Origin of the sequence: Nocardioides albertanoniae, assembly GCF_006716315.1 — a bacterium.
Classification (GTDB): Bacteria; Actinomycetota; Actinomycetes; order Propionibacteriales; family Nocardioidaceae; genus Nocardioides; species Nocardioides albertanoniae.
In genome coordinates, this window is the sequence record NZ_VFOV01000001.1 from 118,746 (window position 1) to 134,656 (window position 15,911).

General features: G+C 69.5%; 15 protein-coding genes. 4 read left to right on the top strand and 11 right to left on the bottom strand.

The window, feature by feature from the left end; genetic code table 11:
• Positions 1 to 22: 22 nt before the first annotated feature.
• From FB381_RS00565 to FB381_RS00595, 7 genes are all read right to left on the bottom strand, one after another.
• A complete protein-coding gene (locus tag FB381_RS00565) occupies positions 23 to 1,813 on the bottom strand; it encodes an FAD-dependent oxidoreductase (RefSeq protein ID WP_141778489.1) in 1,791 nt (596 codons plus the stop codon).
• A gap of 57 nt (positions 1,814 to 1,870) precedes the next feature.
• Positions 1,871 to 2,749, bottom strand: coding sequence for an alpha/beta fold hydrolase (locus FB381_RS00570; protein WP_170225015.1), 879 nt, complete (start codon positions 2,747 to 2,749; stop codon positions 1,871 to 1,873).
• 123 nt (positions 2,750 to 2,872) lie between these two features.
• Positions 2,873 to 3,892, bottom strand: a complete 1,020-nt coding sequence (locus FB381_RS00575) for a branched-chain amino acid ABC transporter permease (RefSeq protein WP_141778491.1) — start codon at positions 3,890 to 3,892, stop codon at positions 2,873 to 2,875.
• Positions 3,889 to 4,755 (bottom strand): branched-chain amino acid ABC transporter permease, encoded by an 867-nt coding sequence (locus tag FB381_RS00580; protein WP_141778492.1) that lies wholly within the window; start codon positions 4,753 to 4,755, stop codon positions 3,889 to 3,891. The genes FB381_RS00575 and FB381_RS00580 overlap by 4 nt, the downstream gene beginning before the upstream one ends.
• Complete coding sequence (locus tag FB381_RS00585) at positions 4,756 to 5,478, bottom strand: ABC transporter ATP-binding protein (RefSeq protein ID WP_170225016.1); 723 nt, start codon at positions 5,476 to 5,478, stop codon at positions 4,756 to 4,758.
• Positions 5,475 to 6,212 (bottom strand): ABC transporter ATP-binding protein, encoded by a 738-nt coding sequence (locus FB381_RS00590; RefSeq protein ID WP_141778493.1) that lies wholly within the window; start codon positions 6,210 to 6,212, stop codon positions 5,475 to 5,477. Before FB381_RS00590 ends, FB381_RS00585 begins: the two co-directional genes overlap by 4 nt.
• A complete protein-coding gene (locus tag FB381_RS00595; protein WP_141778494.1) occupies positions 6,209 to 7,501 on the bottom strand; it encodes an ABC transporter substrate-binding protein in 1,293 nt (430 codons plus the stop codon). The genes FB381_RS00590 and FB381_RS00595 overlap by 4 nt, the downstream gene beginning before the upstream one ends.
• A 341-nt stretch (positions 7,502 to 7,842) precedes the next feature.
• Between FB381_RS00595 and FB381_RS00600 the strand changes: the two genes are divergently transcribed.
• Positions 7,843 to 8,379, top strand: a complete 537-nt coding sequence (locus tag FB381_RS00600; protein ID WP_141778495.1) for a Dps family protein — start codon at positions 7,843 to 7,845, stop codon at positions 8,377 to 8,379.
• A 143-nt stretch (positions 8,380 to 8,522) separates the two neighbouring features.
• Here FB381_RS00600 and FB381_RS00605 read toward each other — a convergent pair whose 3' ends face one another.
• The 4 genes from FB381_RS00605 to FB381_RS24150 form a co-directional block, all read right to left on the bottom strand.
• On the bottom strand, positions 8,523 to 9,797 hold the full coding sequence (locus FB381_RS00605) for an NAD(P)/FAD-dependent oxidoreductase (protein ID WP_141778496.1): 1,275 nt from the start codon (positions 9,795 to 9,797) through the stop codon (positions 8,523 to 8,525).
• A complete protein-coding gene (locus FB381_RS00610) occupies positions 9,797 to 10,159 on the bottom strand; it encodes a non-heme iron oxygenase ferredoxin subunit (protein WP_141778497.1) in 363 nt (120 codons plus the stop codon). The genes FB381_RS00605 and FB381_RS00610 overlap by 1 nt, the downstream gene beginning before the upstream one ends.
• Before the next feature lie 85 nt (positions 10,160 to 10,244).
• A complete protein-coding gene (locus FB381_RS00615) occupies positions 10,245 to 11,105 on the bottom strand; it encodes an alpha/beta hydrolase family protein (RefSeq protein WP_246087895.1) in 861 nt (286 codons plus the stop codon).
• Between the two features lie 256 nt (positions 11,106 to 11,361).
• Entirely contained in the window at positions 11,362 to 12,525 is a 1,164-nt protein-coding gene (locus tag FB381_RS24150) for a glycoside hydrolase family 19 protein (RefSeq protein ID WP_246087896.1), read from the bottom strand.
• 164 nt (positions 12,526 to 12,689) lie between these two features.
• Between FB381_RS24150 and FB381_RS00625 the strand changes: the two genes are divergently transcribed.
• From FB381_RS00625 to FB381_RS00635, 3 genes are all read left to right on the top strand, one after another.
• Entirely contained in the window at positions 12,690 to 13,850 is a 1,161-nt protein-coding gene (locus FB381_RS00625; RefSeq protein ID WP_211352285.1) for an ROK family transcriptional regulator, read from the top strand.
• 74 nt (positions 13,851 to 13,924) lie between these two features.
• Complete coding sequence (locus FB381_RS00630) at positions 13,925 to 14,353, top strand: hypothetical protein (protein WP_141778499.1); 429 nt, start codon at positions 13,925 to 13,927, stop codon at positions 14,351 to 14,353.
• A complete protein-coding gene (locus FB381_RS00635) occupies positions 14,350 to 15,894 on the top strand; it encodes a multicopper oxidase family protein (RefSeq protein ID WP_141778500.1) in 1,545 nt (514 codons plus the stop codon). The genes FB381_RS00630 and FB381_RS00635 overlap by 4 nt, the downstream gene beginning before the upstream one ends.
• Positions 15,895 to 15,911 lie beyond the last annotated feature (17 nt).

The following is a 15,911-nucleotide window of genomic DNA, read 5'->3' on the forward strand; positions in this document are numbered from 1 at the left end:
CGTCCCTCGCTCAGGTCGCGGTTCAGGCCTTGCCCAGCAGGGTCGCGACCGCGGCCCCCAGGGCGGCGCCCGGGTCGTCGGGGAGCGACATCGCGCGCCAGGCGACATGCTTGTCGGGGCGTACCAGGATAGCGCCCGACTCCTCGACCTCGCGCAGCTTGGCCCAGTCGAAGTAGAGGTCGGTGACCGCTCGTCCGGGGCCGATCACGACGGTCTCGAGCGGGATCCCGAAGGTCGCCTTGGCGTCGGCCGCGGCCTCCTCCCAGGCCTCGCCCGCGACGCCGGTGATCAGCGTCCATCGGGTGTAGGGCGCGAGGTCGAGCATCGCGTGCTTCTCGACGTTGTCACCGACCCAGGCATGCGGAAGGTGGGCCCCCGGCGAGGTCGACATCTGGTGGTAGAGGTCTTCGTCGGCGCTCGGCGCGGGCCGGGTGCCGTCGGAGACGATCGCGTCGGACTCGTAGAACTGGCCGAGCTCGACCCCGTGGGCGTTGAACTCGTAGTTCTTCCGCTCCATCGCAGTGACCAGCGCAGCGCGCTTGGCGGCGCCCTCAGGGGTGTTGGCCTTGCGCTCCTCGATCGCCTTCGCCATCTCCTCACCCTCGAGACCGACGACGCCGAGCGCCTCGAAGAGCTCGCCGAACTCGCGCCCCGACTGGTTGGCCCGGGTGACGATGCGCTTGGCGACCGGGGTGCGCTCGGTGGAGTAGGACTCCAGGAGCGCCGGATCGGCATAGCCCTGCAGCACTGCGGCGAGCTTCCAGGCCAGGTTGTAGGAGTCCTGGATCGAGGTGTTGGAGCCGAGACCGTTCGACGGCGGGTGGCGGTGGATGGCGTCGCCGGCACAGAAGACCCGGCCCTTCTGGGCGTGGGTCGCGTACATCTCGTTGACGCCCCACAGCGAGTAGCCGGTCACCTCAGGCTCCAGGCCGGGCATGCCGAGCAGGTCGCGGATCACCTTTACCGCGTACTCCTCGGTCAGCTCCGGCGGCGGCTCGTTGATGTCGTAGCCCCACACGATCAGCCACTCGTCCCAGGGGCGCACCATCCGCACCAGGCCGGTGCCGATTCCGCCGACGTTCGAGCCGGGCTGGATGACCCAGTAGAGGACCGAGGGGCGGTGGTCGACGAGCTCGGCGAGGTCGGCCTTGAAGGTGATGTTCATCGAGCCGGCGATGTCCATCGCGCCCTCGAGCGGGAGGTCGATGTCGGCGCCCACCTGGGTGCGGGCGCCGTCGGCGCCGATGAGGAACTTCGACCGGATCTTGTACTCGTGGCCGGTGAGCCGGTCACGCGCGATCGTGGTGACGCCGTCGTCGTCCTGGGTGTGGGAGAGGTATTCGGTGGAGAACCGGGTCTGGGTGCCGCGCTCGGTCGCGTTGCGCACCAGGATCGGCTCGAGGTAGGTCTGCGGGATGTCGACGGTGAGGCAGGGGGAGGCGAGCTGGTAGTCGCCCTCGCGGTCGGGGCGCGTGCCCCAGGTGCGGATCCGGCCGATCTCCTCGCCGGCGATGCTGGTGCAGAAGACGGTGTCACCGACCAGCTCGTGGGGAGTCGCCTCCGCCAGCACCTGATCCTCGATACCCAGGTCGCGGAAGATCTCCATCGCGCGCTGGTTGGTGATGTGCGCGCGCGGGGTGTTCGCGGTCCAGCGGTATTTCGTGATCATGATGTTGTCGACGCCGAGCTCGCTCAGGAAGAGCGCGGCGGACGCACCGGCCGGACCGGAGCCGACGACGAGCACGTCGGTGGTCACCACGTCCTCGGTCTCAGGAACCTCGGTCGCTTGTTGGCCGTCGTCGAAGACTGGCATGTTCCTCACCTTTCCGGGACCGCGGCGGGGTGTGGGATCGCAGTCTCCAAGTGAGTCTTACCGTCCCGCGGTTGAACCTTCAACTGCAGGGGTCGTCGACTGGCGGAAATCCGCCGACGGAAGCCAGTCGAGGATCGCGGCGACCGTCGAGTCGGGCCGGCGGGCCCATTTGAAGTGGTCGATGCCGTCCTCGTCGAGATGCACCCTGCTGACGTCGAGCCCCGGCATCCGCCGGTGGATCTCGTCGACCGTCGAGCTCGGGGCGAGCCAGTCACCCTCGATGGAGACGATCAGGGCGGGCTTCTCGAGCTCCCGCATCAGCGACGCGACGTCACGCTTCGGCCGACCGAAGCGGAGACGGCCGGTGCGGGCGTAGCGCGACCACTCGCGCATCAGCGTCCTGGCCTCGCGGCCGGCGAACTTGAGCTGCTTGCCGGGGAAGTGGCCGACGACCTGGCCGATCAGGCCCATCGCCTGGCTGGCGACCAGGAAGCCCGGCCCGTAGTTGCGCCAGTAGGGCGTCTGCGAGGCGACGTAGACCAGACCCGCGACCTTGCCGGGGTTCAGCGCCGCGTAGGCACTGGTGGTCTGCCCGCCGAGACTGTGACCGACGATGTACGCCGCACCCGCCGAGGCCGGGATCAGCTCGCCGAGACGGTCGACGGCGGCGTCGATGTCGTCGACCAGGTCGGCGTAGCCGAAGTCGTAGGACCAGCCGGCGGTCTTGCCGCCGACCTCCTCGTGGCCGCGCTGCTCCATGCGCCCGACGTTGAGGCCGGCCTGGACGAGGGCGACGATCAGCTTGTCGTAGTAGCCGGCCGGCATGCCCATGGCGGGCACGATCAGCAGCGTCGGCGCTTCCGGGTCCGCCGCGCGGGCGACGGTCAGGGTGAAGCTGGTGCCCTCGGCACGCTCCACGGCGTAGGTCTCGCTCACGCGGCCAATGTTACTCGTGAGTATCCCCAGGGTCATGCGGCCCGGGGTAGCGAAAGATCACACTCGGGCTCCACAGGCTCACACAACTGTGGACAATCCTGTGGATAACTGGTTGCAACGAGGCTACTTCGCCGTGGCGCCGGGAATCGTGACCGCATGACCCACCGGGAAGACCTCGTAGCGCCCGCGCGAGGCCAGGCCCCACAGACCCTTCGGCGCCAGCAGCACGACAGCGATCGCGACCGCGCCGAGAGCGATGAGATACCAGGTGCCGTAGGAGTCGAGCGCCTGCTGCAGCGCGAAGAAGATCACCGCGCCCAGGATCGGACCCTCGATCGTGCCCAGCCCGCCGATGACCACGATGAAGATCATGAAGGCGGTGTACTGCACCGAGTAGACCGAGTCGGGCGAGACCCGCAGCCCGTTGATCGCGATCAGGGCGCCGGCCAGACCGGCTCCGCCCGAGGCCGCGACGTAGACGATCCGCTGCGAGCGCCGCACGGTGACGCCGAGGGACGCGGCCGCGACGGCGTCGTCACGGATCGCGGTCAGACCGAGGCCGACGCGCGAGCGCATCAGGACGTACGTCGCGAGCACCACGAGCACGGCCAGCACGAGCGCCAGGTAGTAGACCGTCGCGATCCGGGTCACCCGGTCGACGCCCTGGAAGGCGGTGAGCGAGAGGCCGGAGCCGCCGCCGAAGGCGGGCAGCTCCTGGGTGACCAGCTTGAACACCTCGGCCACCACCCAGGTGCCGATCGCGAAGTAGCCTCCGACCAGCCGGAACAGCAGGAACGAGGTGGGCAGCGCGAGAGCCGCGCAGACCACGCCGGCCGCCACGACGGCCACCGGGACCGGCAGCCCGACGACGTCGGCGAGCACGATCACGCCGTAGCCGCCGGCGCCGATGAACGCCTGCTGGCCGATCGAGACCAGCCCGCCATAGCCGGCCATCAGGTTCCAGGTCGTGCCGAGGATGATCAGCGCGAAGAGCGTGACCAGGTTCGTCACGTCGCCCGGGCTGAAGACGAACCACGGCGCCGCGGCCAGGAACACCACGACCGCGGCCAGGACACCGCCGCCGGCCAGCGACGACCAGCCGCCGCGTACGACCTTCGGGGTTCCTGTCGTGTTCACAGTCATGCGGCCACCGCCTTCGGGAGCAGGCCCTGGGGTCGGAACAGGAGCACGACGAGGAAGACCAGGTGGCCGGCGAGGACGCCGTAGGCCGGGTCGATCTGGGCGCCGACGGTCTGCGCGACGCCGAGCACGAGCCCGCCGAGGAGCGTGCCCCACAGCGAGCCGAGGCCGCCGATGATGACGGCTTCGAAGGCGAAGATGAGCACCAGATCGCCGTACGTCGGGCTGAACTGCGTCGACATGCCGAGGAAGACGCCGGCCAGCGCGACGGTGCCGATCGCGATCGCGGTGGCGAGGGCGTACATGTGCTTCTGGTCGATGCCCATCAGCGTGGCCGCCTCGGGGTCGTCCCTGGTCGCGCGCATGGCGCGGCCGATGCGGGTGTGGGAGAGGTAGAGCTGCAGGCCGACGATGACGGCGACCGCGACGACGAGGGTCAGCAGCGAGAAGACGCCGAGCCGGAGCTGGCCGAGCTCGACCGAGTCGGTGGCGAGGTCGCCGACCGAGATCTTGCGGGTGTCGGCGGTGAAGATCTCCTGGAGCAGGTTGGCGCCGATGACGGCGAGGCCGAACGAGACCAGCAGCGGGCTCAGCTCGCCGTGGCGCAGGGCGGCGTTGAACAGGCCGCACTGGATGGCGTAGCCGACCGCGGCGAGCACCGGGATCACGACGACGAGCGTGAGGAACGACGGCATCCCGGTCTGCTGGACGAGCCAGAGCGCGAGGTAGGCCGCAGCGACGGCGAGCACGCCGTGGGCGAGGTTGACGATCCGCATCACGCCGAAGATGAGGCTCAGACCGCAGGCGAGCAGTGCGTACTGGCCGCCGAGCAGGAGTCCTTGAAGGACCGCGTTGATCCAGTCCATCTAGCTCGTCTCCCGGGTGTCGTCGATCCCGAAGTACGCCGCCTGGACCTGCTCGCGCGTGACCTCGCTCTTGGCCCCTTCGAGGACCGTGCGGCCCTCGAGGATGCACTGCACCCGGTCGGCGACGGTCAGCGCCTGGGTGAGGTCCTGCTCGACCACGAGCACGGTCGTCCCCTTCTCGGCGATCGCGGGGAGCGCCTGGTAGATGTCGGCGACCACGACCGGGGCGAGGCCGAGGGAGACCTCGTCGAGCAGGAGCAGCCTCGGGTTGGACATCAGCGCCCGGCCGATCGCGGTCGCCTGCTGCTCGCCGCCGGAGAGATGGGCGCCGCGGCGGGTGCGCAGCTCGGCAAGGAGCGGGAAGGTGTCGTAGACGGCCTGGAGGCTCCAGGGGCCGGGGCGGCGCCCGTGGGCACCGACCTCGAGGTTCTCCTCGACGGTCAGCGAGCCGAAGATACGTCGCCCCTCCGGGGTGAGGGCGATGCCCTCGCGGACCCGGCGGTGGGCGGGCGTGCGGGAGACGTCGTGGCCGTCGAAGCGGACCTGCCCGGCGCTCGGTCGGAGCAGACCCGCGATCGTCTTGAGCAGCGTCGACTTGCCGGCGCCGTTGGCGCCGATCACAGCCAGCGTCTCGCCCTCGGCGACGGTCAGGGTGATGCCGTGCAGGGCTCTGAAGTCTCCGTAGTCGACGTCGATCGCATCGACCTCGAGCAGCTTGCTCATGGGGTCTCGCCCTCCAGGTCGGGGGAGCCGAGGTAGACGGAGGCGACGGCATCGCTCGCCATCACCTCACGCGGGTCGCCGGTGGCGACGACGTCGCCCTGGGCCAGGCACATCAGCCGGTCGACGACCTGCAGCAGCGCGTGCACGATGTGCTCGATCCAGATGACCCCGGTGCCGCCGTCGCGGATAGCGGCGACGGTCGAGATCAGCGCGGGCAGCTCGTGCTCGGTCAGCCCGCCGGCGATCTCGTCGAGGAGCAGCAGCCGTGGCCGGGTGGCCAGCGCGCGGGCGAGCTCGAGCCGTTTGCGGTCGAGCAGGCGCAGCGATCCGGCGGGAGCGTTCGCGACGTGGGTGAGACCGGCCGTCTCCAGCGCTTCCCAGGCCTGGGCGTCGGCCGCCCGGCGGCGCAGCCCGGCACCGAAGGTGGACCCGACCAGCGCATTCTCGAAGACGGTCATGCCCTCGAACGGACGCGGGATCTGGAACGTACGCCCGATGCCCATGGCCGTGCGGTGCGCGGCCGGAGCGCGGGTGATGTCGGCGCCGTCGAAGCCGATGCGACCGGCGTCGACGGGGAGAGCGCCGGTGATCAGGTTGAGCAGGGTCGACTTGCCGGCGCCGTTGGGCCCGACGATGCCGAGCGCCTCGCCCGCGGCCACATGGAAGGAGACCGAGCGGGCCGTGACGACCTGGCCGAAGGACTTGGCCAGGCCGTCAGCGTCGAGCAGGGTCACTTCAGCGCCTCGGGCTCGCCCCCGAGAGGTACGTCGGGCGCCAGCGAGTTCTGCACGACGACCAGCTCGAAGGGGTGCTTGCCACCTTCGACCTGACGCCACTGGCCGCCCGCGATCGGGGTCTTCGCGACGTACGGCGGGACGTTCTTGTCCTTGCCCCAGGCGACGTCGCCGACGACCGTGGAGACCTCCAGCCCGGACAACGCCTTGGTGACCGCGTCGGCGTCGGTGGACCCGGCCTCGGTCACCGCCGCGGTCGCGACCTCGAAGAGCGCGTGCGCGAAGCCCAGTGGCTGGGTCCACTGCTTGCCGGTCTTCTTCTCGTACGCATCGGCGAGCTCCTGTGCGGACTCGCCGGTCAGCGACGACTCGTAGGGAGCGGTCGGGGTCCACCACACCTCGGTGGACAGGTTGTGAGCGATCGGGCCCAGGGCCTCGACGGACGACGGAAAGAGGAGGGCCTTGCCGATGGTGGCCACCTTCGGCTTGTAGCCCTGCTGCTTGGCCTGCTGCCAGAAGGTGGTGAAGTCGGGCGGGATCGGCACGCCGACCAGCACGTCGCTGCCCTGGTAGGCACCGATCTGGGCGGAGAAGTCCTTGGTGCCGTTGGGGTAGTTGCCCGGGTTCTTGATGGTGACGCCGGACGCCTTGGTGAGCGCCGGGAAGTTGGCGCCCCAGGCCTCGCCGTCGGGGTCCTTCGGGAACAGGCCGCCGGCCTTCTTGTTGTTGTCGACCTTGCTCCAGATGTCGGCGTAGACCGCCGAGACGTCCTCGAGACCCCAGAAGAAGTGGTAGCTGTACTTCAGGTCGGCCGGCTTCTCGCCGCTGCGGATCGCGAACGGCTGCCACGGCGCGACCGTCGTGATGCACGGGACGGAGTTGGCCTCGCACTGCTCCGAGACCGGGTTGACGATGTCGGGGGTCGAGGAGGCGACGATGATGTCGGCGCCGTCCTTGTTGATCAGGTCGCCGGCCACCGACCCGGCCTTCGTCGAGTCGCTCTGCGCGTCACGCACCACGATCTCGACGTCGAGCTCCTCGTCGCCTGCCTTGACCGGGTGGTCCTTGAAGTAGCCCTCGAGCTCGTCGACGACGAACTTGTTGGCCTCGCCGAACGGCGCCGAGGAGCCGGTCTCGGTGGAGACGAAGCCGATGGTGAGGGTGTCGTCGCCACCACCGCCTTCGCCGCCGATGCCGCCCGACCCGCAAGCGGTCAGGGTCAGCGCCATCGCTGCGACACCGGCGGCGGCCATGCCCAGGCCGCGTCCGGTGGTGAGTCCGTTGCGCACGTACTTCTCCTTAGGAGTGGGGGATTCGAGGAGCGTGGTCCGCCATGCCCCCGCGGGTTCAGATCCGGGGCTCTCGACGGAATCGCATGGAAGGACTATCGGATCTTCGTGGACTTGTCATCCTTTTGTGCCGAAACGTCAGGTCTGCAGGCCGAAAGGTCACTTCTGCAGGTCGAGTGGGCACCGAGGTGCCCACTCGACCTGCAGAAGTGACTTCTCGGCGGGGGTCGGCCCGGGTAGGAACTTAGGGAAGACTTACCTTTCTGGAATGATTCAAGAAAAGGTGGCACAGTAGGCATCACTCCAGAAGTCCACATCCGATCCAGGGGGATTCACCGAACATGGCCACGAAGACCGCCAGCTCCACCAGCAGCGCAAACCACACCTCCCACCCGGCGTTCGTGCCGAGCCAGTCCTTCGCGACCCAGACGCAGCGCGTGCTCGTGGACCTGACCGAGCTCAGCCTCCAGGGCAAGCAGCTGCACTGGAACGTCGTGGGCAAGAACTTCCGCGACATGCACCTCGTGCTCGACGAGGTCGTCGACGCTGCCCGCGCCTTCACCGACGAGGTCGCCGAGCGTATGCGCGCGCTCTACATCGTCCCCGACGGCCGCACCGCCACCGTCTCCGAGGACACCACCCTCGCCCCGCTCCCGAGCACCGAGGTCGACACCGCGACGTGCGTCGACCTGGTCGTCGCCGCGCTCTACGCCACCTCGAAGACCGCTCGCGACATCCACGACGACATCGACGCCGAGGACCCGACCACGGCCGACCTGCTCCACTCGATCATCGACCGGCTCGAGCAGCTGGCCTGGATGATCGACGCCGAGAACCGGGTCGCCAACCAGTCGAAGCCGGCTCAGCTCACCGTCTGAGCACGCTCACCCACGAAGGCGCCCCGCGAGCTGCTCGCCGGGCGCCTTCGTCGTACGCACGTCGAGTCGGCTCGTTCTAACGAGCCGACTCGGCGCGAATCCCGGTCAGAACGAGCCGACTCGGCATGTCTGCCGACGACGCGTCACCTGGCAGATCGCAGCAGCTGGCGCAGGTCGGTAGACGGGTCGGCGAGATCAGCGGCGCGTACGTCGACACCGCGGTCGATCATCCGGCGGGCCGCGCGCACGGCCTTCGGGTCGTCGACCGCGACCGCGCCGACGACACGCTCACCACGGAGCGTGAAGACCGTGAACGGCGGCTCGCCGAGGGTGCCGCGTACGACCTGCTCGTGCTCACCCTCGGGCTCGTGCATCTCACCGACGACCTCCACGTGCAGGTCGTAGCGGTCGGTCCAGAACCACGGCGCCGAGGCCGCCGGCGCGTCGACGCCGAGGATCGTGGCCGCTGCTCGAGCGCCGTCGTGCACGGCCGCCTCCCAGTGCTCCGCGCGGCGGTGGCCCTGACGTCGGGCGCAGTCACCGACGGCGAGAACAGTCGGGTGCGAGGTGACCTGGTGGTCGTCGACGACGACGCCGTTGTCGACGTCGAGGCCGGCTTCCTTCGCCATGGCCGTGTCGGGCACCATCCCGACGGCGAGCAGCACGGCATCGAACGTACGCGGCGACGCCTCGCCCGCGATCTGTGCGACGACCCCGGCGTTGGTCGACTCGACCTTCTCGACCGTGGCGGTCACCGTCTCCGCACCATGAAGAGCATGCAAGGAGTGCAGCCACTCGGCGACCTGGGCGCCGACCGCCGCCGCGATCGGCGGGTTCGCGGGATCGACGAGCACCACCTCGCACCCCAGCTTGCGGGCGGTCGAAGTGACCTCGGCCCCGATCAGCCCCGCGCCGACCACCAACAGTCGCGCGCCCGGGAGCAGTACGGCCCGGAGCCCGTCGGCGTCCTCGGCGCTCCGCAGCAGATGGATACCCGTGGTCGAGCGCGGGATCCCGCTACCGGCCGGCGGACGGTCGAGCAGACCCCGAACGACGCGTTCGATGTCCGGCCACAGCGGCCAGCCACCCGTCGCCAGGACGATCCGGTCGGCGGAGAGCTGTCGGCCGTCGGAGAGCGTCACCGTGCCGGCCGCCGGATCCAGCGCCGCCGCCAAGCCCCTGATCACGTCGATCCGCTGCCCCGCATACCACTCCGGAGCCTGCAGCGCGATGGACTCGAGGTCCTTCGCGCCCGACAGATACGCCTTGGACAACGGCGGACGGTCATAGGGGAACGGGTCGGCGGTGAGGAGCGTCAGACCGCCGGCGTACCCGTTCTTCCGCAGCTCCGTGACGGTCGAGACCCCGGCGATCCCGCCACCGACAACGACGACCGAGGCAACGGACGAGGCGACCATCAGGGTCGTTCACCCGGGAACAGGTAGACCTCCCCGTCACGCACCTCGACCCGGTGAGCCACGGTGTCACGCGTGGCCGGGAGCCCGTCGACCTTGCCGGTCCTGAGGTTGAACGTCGAGGAGTGCAGCGGGCACTCGACGTCGTCGCCTTCGACCCACCCCTCGGCCAGCGACGCGGTCTCGTGGGTGCAGGTGTCGTTGAGAGCCCAGCAGGTGCCGTCCTCCTTGCGCAGGATGGCGATGTCGTCGTCGGTGCCGGTGATGTCAGAGGAGATGGCGATGCCCTCGCCCTCCGGGATGTCGTCGACGGACGCGACGCGGATGCCTGTGCTGTCTCCGCCGTTTCCACTGTGTGCGGTCATGTCCCCATCTTCCACTGCCGCACACATCGAGCCGGCCACCTCCCCCGAGGTGACCGGCTCGATCCCTACGTTCGGGCCGGTTTGATCAGTCCGGGCAGGTGTGGCGGTAGTCGGACAGGCTGGAGGACGACGGCGGCGGGCACAGGAACTGCGAGTAGCGCGTGTCGTCGTCGACATATCTCTTCAGCCAGGTGACGTAGAGGCGTCCCTGCCAGTCGTCGTCGGTGTTGGCGATGAGGTGTCCGGCACCGGCGACCTCCCCGTACGCCTTCTCCCGCGCCCCCGTGGCCGAGGTGTAGAACGGGATCGAGTGGGAGGCGACCGGCGCGATCGTGTCGTCCTCCGCGCCGATGATCATCGTCGGCACCCTCACCTCCGGCCAGGTCTTGTCGGTGTGCCAGGGCTGCAGGGCGACCGCCGCCTTGAGCGACGAGTTGGCCTTCGCGGCTTCGAGCGTGCCGCCACCGCCCATGGAGTGGCCCGAGACGGCGATCCGCGACTCGTCCAGACGCGAGGCGACCGCGGAGGACGCGCCCTTCTTCAGGTAGTCGACGGCAGCGAGGATCTGCGTGCCACGGCTGCCCGGCTGGTCGTAGATGGAGTTGGTGTCGATGGCGAACACGACGAACCCGTGGGAGGCCGCCCGTCGTGCGATGGAGTCATACATCCACGACGAGGCCGTGAAACCGGGGGCGAGCACGACCCCGCCGTACGTCCCCTCGTCGGTGGAGCTGGGGTAGTAGATCGTGCCGCCGCCGAAGCCGGAGACAGCCGAGGAGACCGAGGTCGTGGAGAGCGCGAACGTGCCGTGGGAGAGCACGCTCGACGCCGTTGGATCCGGGCCTCGCTGATAGGTGTCCGCCTCGGCCGGCGCCGCCGTGCCGAGGAAGGGGACTGTCAGTGCCGCGGCGAACGCGGCGATTCGAAGAGGGAGTGATCTGCGCACCGAGCCAGCTCCTTCGATCATCTGGCCCCGGGCTGTCCGGGGTCCCAGTTGATACTCGACGGTAACGACGTCGTCGGTCACCGGCAGCGGAGTCGAACCTCTTTGGGCGGTCACCACAAAACCGCCTCCGGCGACGTGCGCAGGTGTGGGGTGCGTACGTCGCCGGATGGGCAGCGGGGCCAATCAGCTCCGCTTCAGCAGTGCCTAATTGCTTCGAGCTCCGCTTCAGCAGTGCCTAATTGCTTCGAGCTCCGCTTCAGCAGGAAAGGTTCCCGCCCGGGTCGACCCCGAGCAGACTGGTGATCTCCGTGTAGTTGTCGATGCGGCTCTGCACCTGACCGGGGTTGCCACCGTCGCACTCGATGGACCCGTTGATGGCGCGGATGGTCTCGCCGAAGCCGGAGCCGTTGGTCATGGCGGCGTGCGGCGTCATGGTGCCGGGGCCGGACTGGGTGTTCCAGTACCAGAGCCCGGTCTTCCAGGCGACCGCCGAGTCGGTGGCGACCAGGTTGGGGTTGTTGAGCAGGTCGATACCGAGCGCGTCACCGGCGGCCTTGTAGTTGAAGTTCCAGCTCAGCTGGACGGGGCCGCGACCGTAGTACTGGTCGTTGCCGGCCGGGCAGCCGTAGGACTGGTTCGGGTCGCAGTAGTGCGGATAGTTCTCTTCGTTCTGCTCCACGACGTACTGCAGGTCGCCGGTCTCGTGCGCGACGTTGGCGATGAACGCCGCCGCCTCCTGCTTCTGGACCGTGTCGTCACCGGTGTTGGTGAACTCGGGGTAGGCGCTGAGCGCTTCGACGAGCCCGGCGTAGGTGTAGAAGGGGTTGCGGTTGGGGAAGAGCTGGTTGAACTGCTCCTCGCTGACCGGGAACTCGTCGGCCGTCGTCGCCGGGGCGTCGGAGGCCGAGCCGCCGATGTTCACGTCGATGCAGGCGTAGAACGCGTTGTCGGTGTCGGCGACGTTCCACACGGCGAGCACCTTCTGCTGACCGGTGAAGGAGCCGAAGTCGACCTGGTGCTCGACGGTGGCCGGCGGCTGGGCGCCGCCGTCGTCGAACTCGGCGATCTTGGTGTCGCCGATGAAGTATTGCCAGGTGCTGGTGGAGTGCCGAGCGCTCAGCGACCACGTGAACGTGTGGGACGAGCCGACAGGAGTGGCCTGCCAGCCCTTGGAGTCGTCGTCGAGCTCGGCGAACCGAGAGTTGCCGCCGGAGCAGCTGGTCAGGCCCTTGGGGCCCTCGACGCTCTGCGGCTCGTATTTGATGTCCCCGCACTCGACGGTGCCGGCAGCACACTGTGCCTGTCGGCTCGGCGGGTCCGAGATGTAGCCGTGCGCACTTGCAGGGCTCGTCGGCAGCATGGCCAGGACGGGCGCCAGCAAGATCCCGCCGAGAACGGCGATCTTTGTGGGAGTACGCATTCCAAGCTCCTTGAGGGGGTTGAGATGGATGGCGATGGATGCCCCACTGTAAGGTTCCTTTACAGTAACCGTCTAGACCCAATCTGGACATTCACCGGCGAGAGCCGCTCAATTGTTAAGTTGGTTTCCTGAAAACCGACCCGCCCGCGAAAGGAGCGCCAGCGTTGTCGAGCGCGCCGAAGACCCACCTGATCCGCGACACCAACGACCGCGCGGCTCTGGATCTGATGCTCTCGGACGGACCGGTGACGAAGACCCGACTCGGCGAGCTGGTCGGCCTCTCGAAGGTGACGGCCGGCCAGCTGCTGACCCGCCTGGGCGACCGCGGTCTGGTCGAGGTCGTCGGCTCCCAGCAGGGCGGCCGCGGACCCAACGCGGCCCTCTACGGAGTGGTGCCGTCGGCCGGCTATGTCGCCGCCGTCCACATCGGCCCCGACCGGATCACCGCATCGGTCGCCGACATCACCGGCACCGTGCTGGCCACCGGCTCCCTTGATCCGCACGAGGCCTCCGACCCGGTCGCGGCCGTGCGCGGCACCGTCACCGCCGCCACCCGGAGCGCCGGCATCACGGTCTCGCAGCTGAGCTGCCTCTCGATCGGCACGCCCGGCATGATCGACCCTCGCACCGGCGACATCCGCTTCGCCAACGATCTGCCCGACTGGCGCGCAGGCGTCCTGGAAGAGCTGCGCGGCAGCTTCCGTCGCCCGATACTGATCGAGAACGACGTCAACCTCGCCGGCCTCGCCGAGCAGTCCCTCGGCGCCTCCCACGGCGTCAAGGACTCGGTGCTCGCCTGGATCGACCGAGGTCTCGGCCTCGCGGTGATCGTCGACGGCCGGCTCCACCGCGGGGTCGGCGGCGGCGCGGGCGAGATCGGCTACCTGGCGGTGCCCGGCACCTCGACGCCCCACGGCACCGACAGCCCGCAGCACGCCGCCTTCCAGTCGCTGGTCAGCTCCGAGGCCATGGACACCCTCGCGCGCGCGTTCGGCCTGCGCGGCACCGGCATCGAGTGCGTACGCGCCGCCGTCGACGGCGACCCCGACGGCGAGCCGTTCCTCGACGAGCTGGCCCGACGCCTGGCGCTCGGCCTGGCGGGCATCTGCGTCGTGCTCGACCCCGAGCTGTGCGTGCTCGCCGGCGAGATCGGTCGCACCGGCGGCGCGGCCCTGGCCTCTCGCGTGCAGAAGGCGATCGCCGCCCTCGGCCCCAACGTGCCCGACGTCGTCCCCACCGAGATCACCGGCGACCCGGTCCTCCGCGGAGCCCTCCAGATCGGCCTCGACACCGCCCGCGACGAGGTCTTCTCCCACCAGGGCTGACCCCGACGCCTCACGCGCCTTCTCAGGGCAGAGCCCTGATGTCATAAGTACTCTGGCTACCTATTGTCGGAGCTGTGACCACCCAGATCCCCAGCGCATCCCCTCCTCGTGAGCGGCGCCCGCGCATCAGCCTGTTCTGCTTCCGCGCCGTCGCGGTGCTGACCGCGCTCCTCGCGATCGGACAGCCGATCTCCATCGGCTCCTACTTCGACGGCACCTTCGCGGCCCTCGGGTTCCACAGCGCCGGTGCCGCATTCCTCGAGCTCGTCGCCTTCGTGATGGTGATCGCCGCGGGCGCGGTCGTGGCGATGCGCGGCCGCTGGTGGTTCCTGTGGTCGTCGGTCGCGGTCTTCCTCCTCGTCTACCTCCAGGCGATCCTCGGCTACACCCGGGTGCTCCAGGTGCACGTGCCGGTCGGCGTCCTCACCGTCGGCGTGGTGGTGGCCGTGGCCGTCGCGGCCCTGCGCCGGGGCGCCGGCACCCCGCGGGAGGTGCGGCGATGAAGCTCGGGCGACGCACCCTCCTCGGGGCCACCCTGGCCGCACCGGCGGCCGGAGCCCTGACCTCCTGCGGCGAGGCTCCCGGGCAGACCGGGAAGATCCTGCGCAGCGCGGCACGGTTGCCGAAGGCGTACGAGACGCCGTTGCCGTTGCCGCCGATCAAGCGGCCCGCGGGCGGGGTGATCGAGATCGCCCAGCGCACGGCGTCGGTGGAGATCCTGCCCGGCCTGAAGACCGAGATGATGACCTACGACGGGGTCTTTCCCGGACCGACGCTGGAGACGCGCCGCGACCAGGCAGTGACCGTACGCCACACCAACTCCCTCACGCTACCGACCGCGACGCACCTGCACGGCGGGCACACGCCCGCCGAGAGCGACGGCTGGCCGACGGATCTGCTGGTGCCGGACGGCTTCGACCAGCACCATGCACATCACGCCGGCCACGAGACGATGGCCGACCCGAAAGCCCAGGTCAGATCCAAGAAGAGGGACTACCGCTATCCGCTCGAGCAGCCGGCGACGACGCTCTGGTATCACGACCACCGGATGGACTTCACCGGTCCGCAGGTGTGGCGCGGGCTGGCCGGTTTCCACATCATCCGCGACGACGAGGAGGATGCGCTCTCGCTGCCGCGCGGCGAGCGCGAGATCCCGCTGATGATCGCCGACCGGGCGTTCGCCGAAGACGGCGCGCTCCGCTACCCGGCGCTCGATCCGGAGCTGCTCGGGGAGCCTGGGGTCGACGACCGCTACATGGCCGGCGTGCTCGGCGACGTCGTGCTCGTCAACGGCGCTCCCTGGCCGGAGGCCGAGGTCGAGGGGGCGCAGCATCGGCTGCGGCTGCTCAACGCCTCCAACGCGCGTCGCTACGAGCTGAGCCTGCGGACCTCCGACGGGAAGTCGGTGAGGTTCACCCAGATCGGCTCCGACGGCGGCCTGCTCAGCAAGCCCGTCGAGCACGCCGAGATCACGATGGCCCCGGGCGAACGCTTCGACGTGGTCGTCGACTTCGGCCCGCTCGCGCCGGGCACGACGGTCGAGATGAGGAACGGTCTCGGCACCGGTCGCACCGCGCAGGTCATGCGTTTCCGCGTCACCCGCCGCGCGGCCGACGACGTCAAGATCCCCGACCGGCTGGTCGACGTGCCCTACGTCGAGAAGCCCGACGGAGCGGTCGTGCGCAGGTGGCACTTCCGCCGCGAGCACGTGCACGGCCGCCGGGGCTGGGGCATCAACGGCAAGCCCTTCGCGCCGGCCGTGCCCCAGGCGCGCGTGCCGCTGGGGTCCACCGAGATCTGGGAGTTCTACACCGACGCCCACCACCCGGTGCACGTGCACCTCTCACCCTTCCAGGTGCTGCGGCGCGGCAACCGCGGCCCCGGCCCGATGGATCTCGGCTGGAAGGACACCGTCGACGTCCGCCCGTATGAGGCGGTGCGGGTGCGGGTGCGGTTCGAGAGGTACGCCGGCCGGTTCCTCATCCACTGCCACAACCTCGAGCACGAGGACATGGCGATGATGGCCGGTTTCGAGACGGAGTGAGCGGCGTAAGCAGGCGG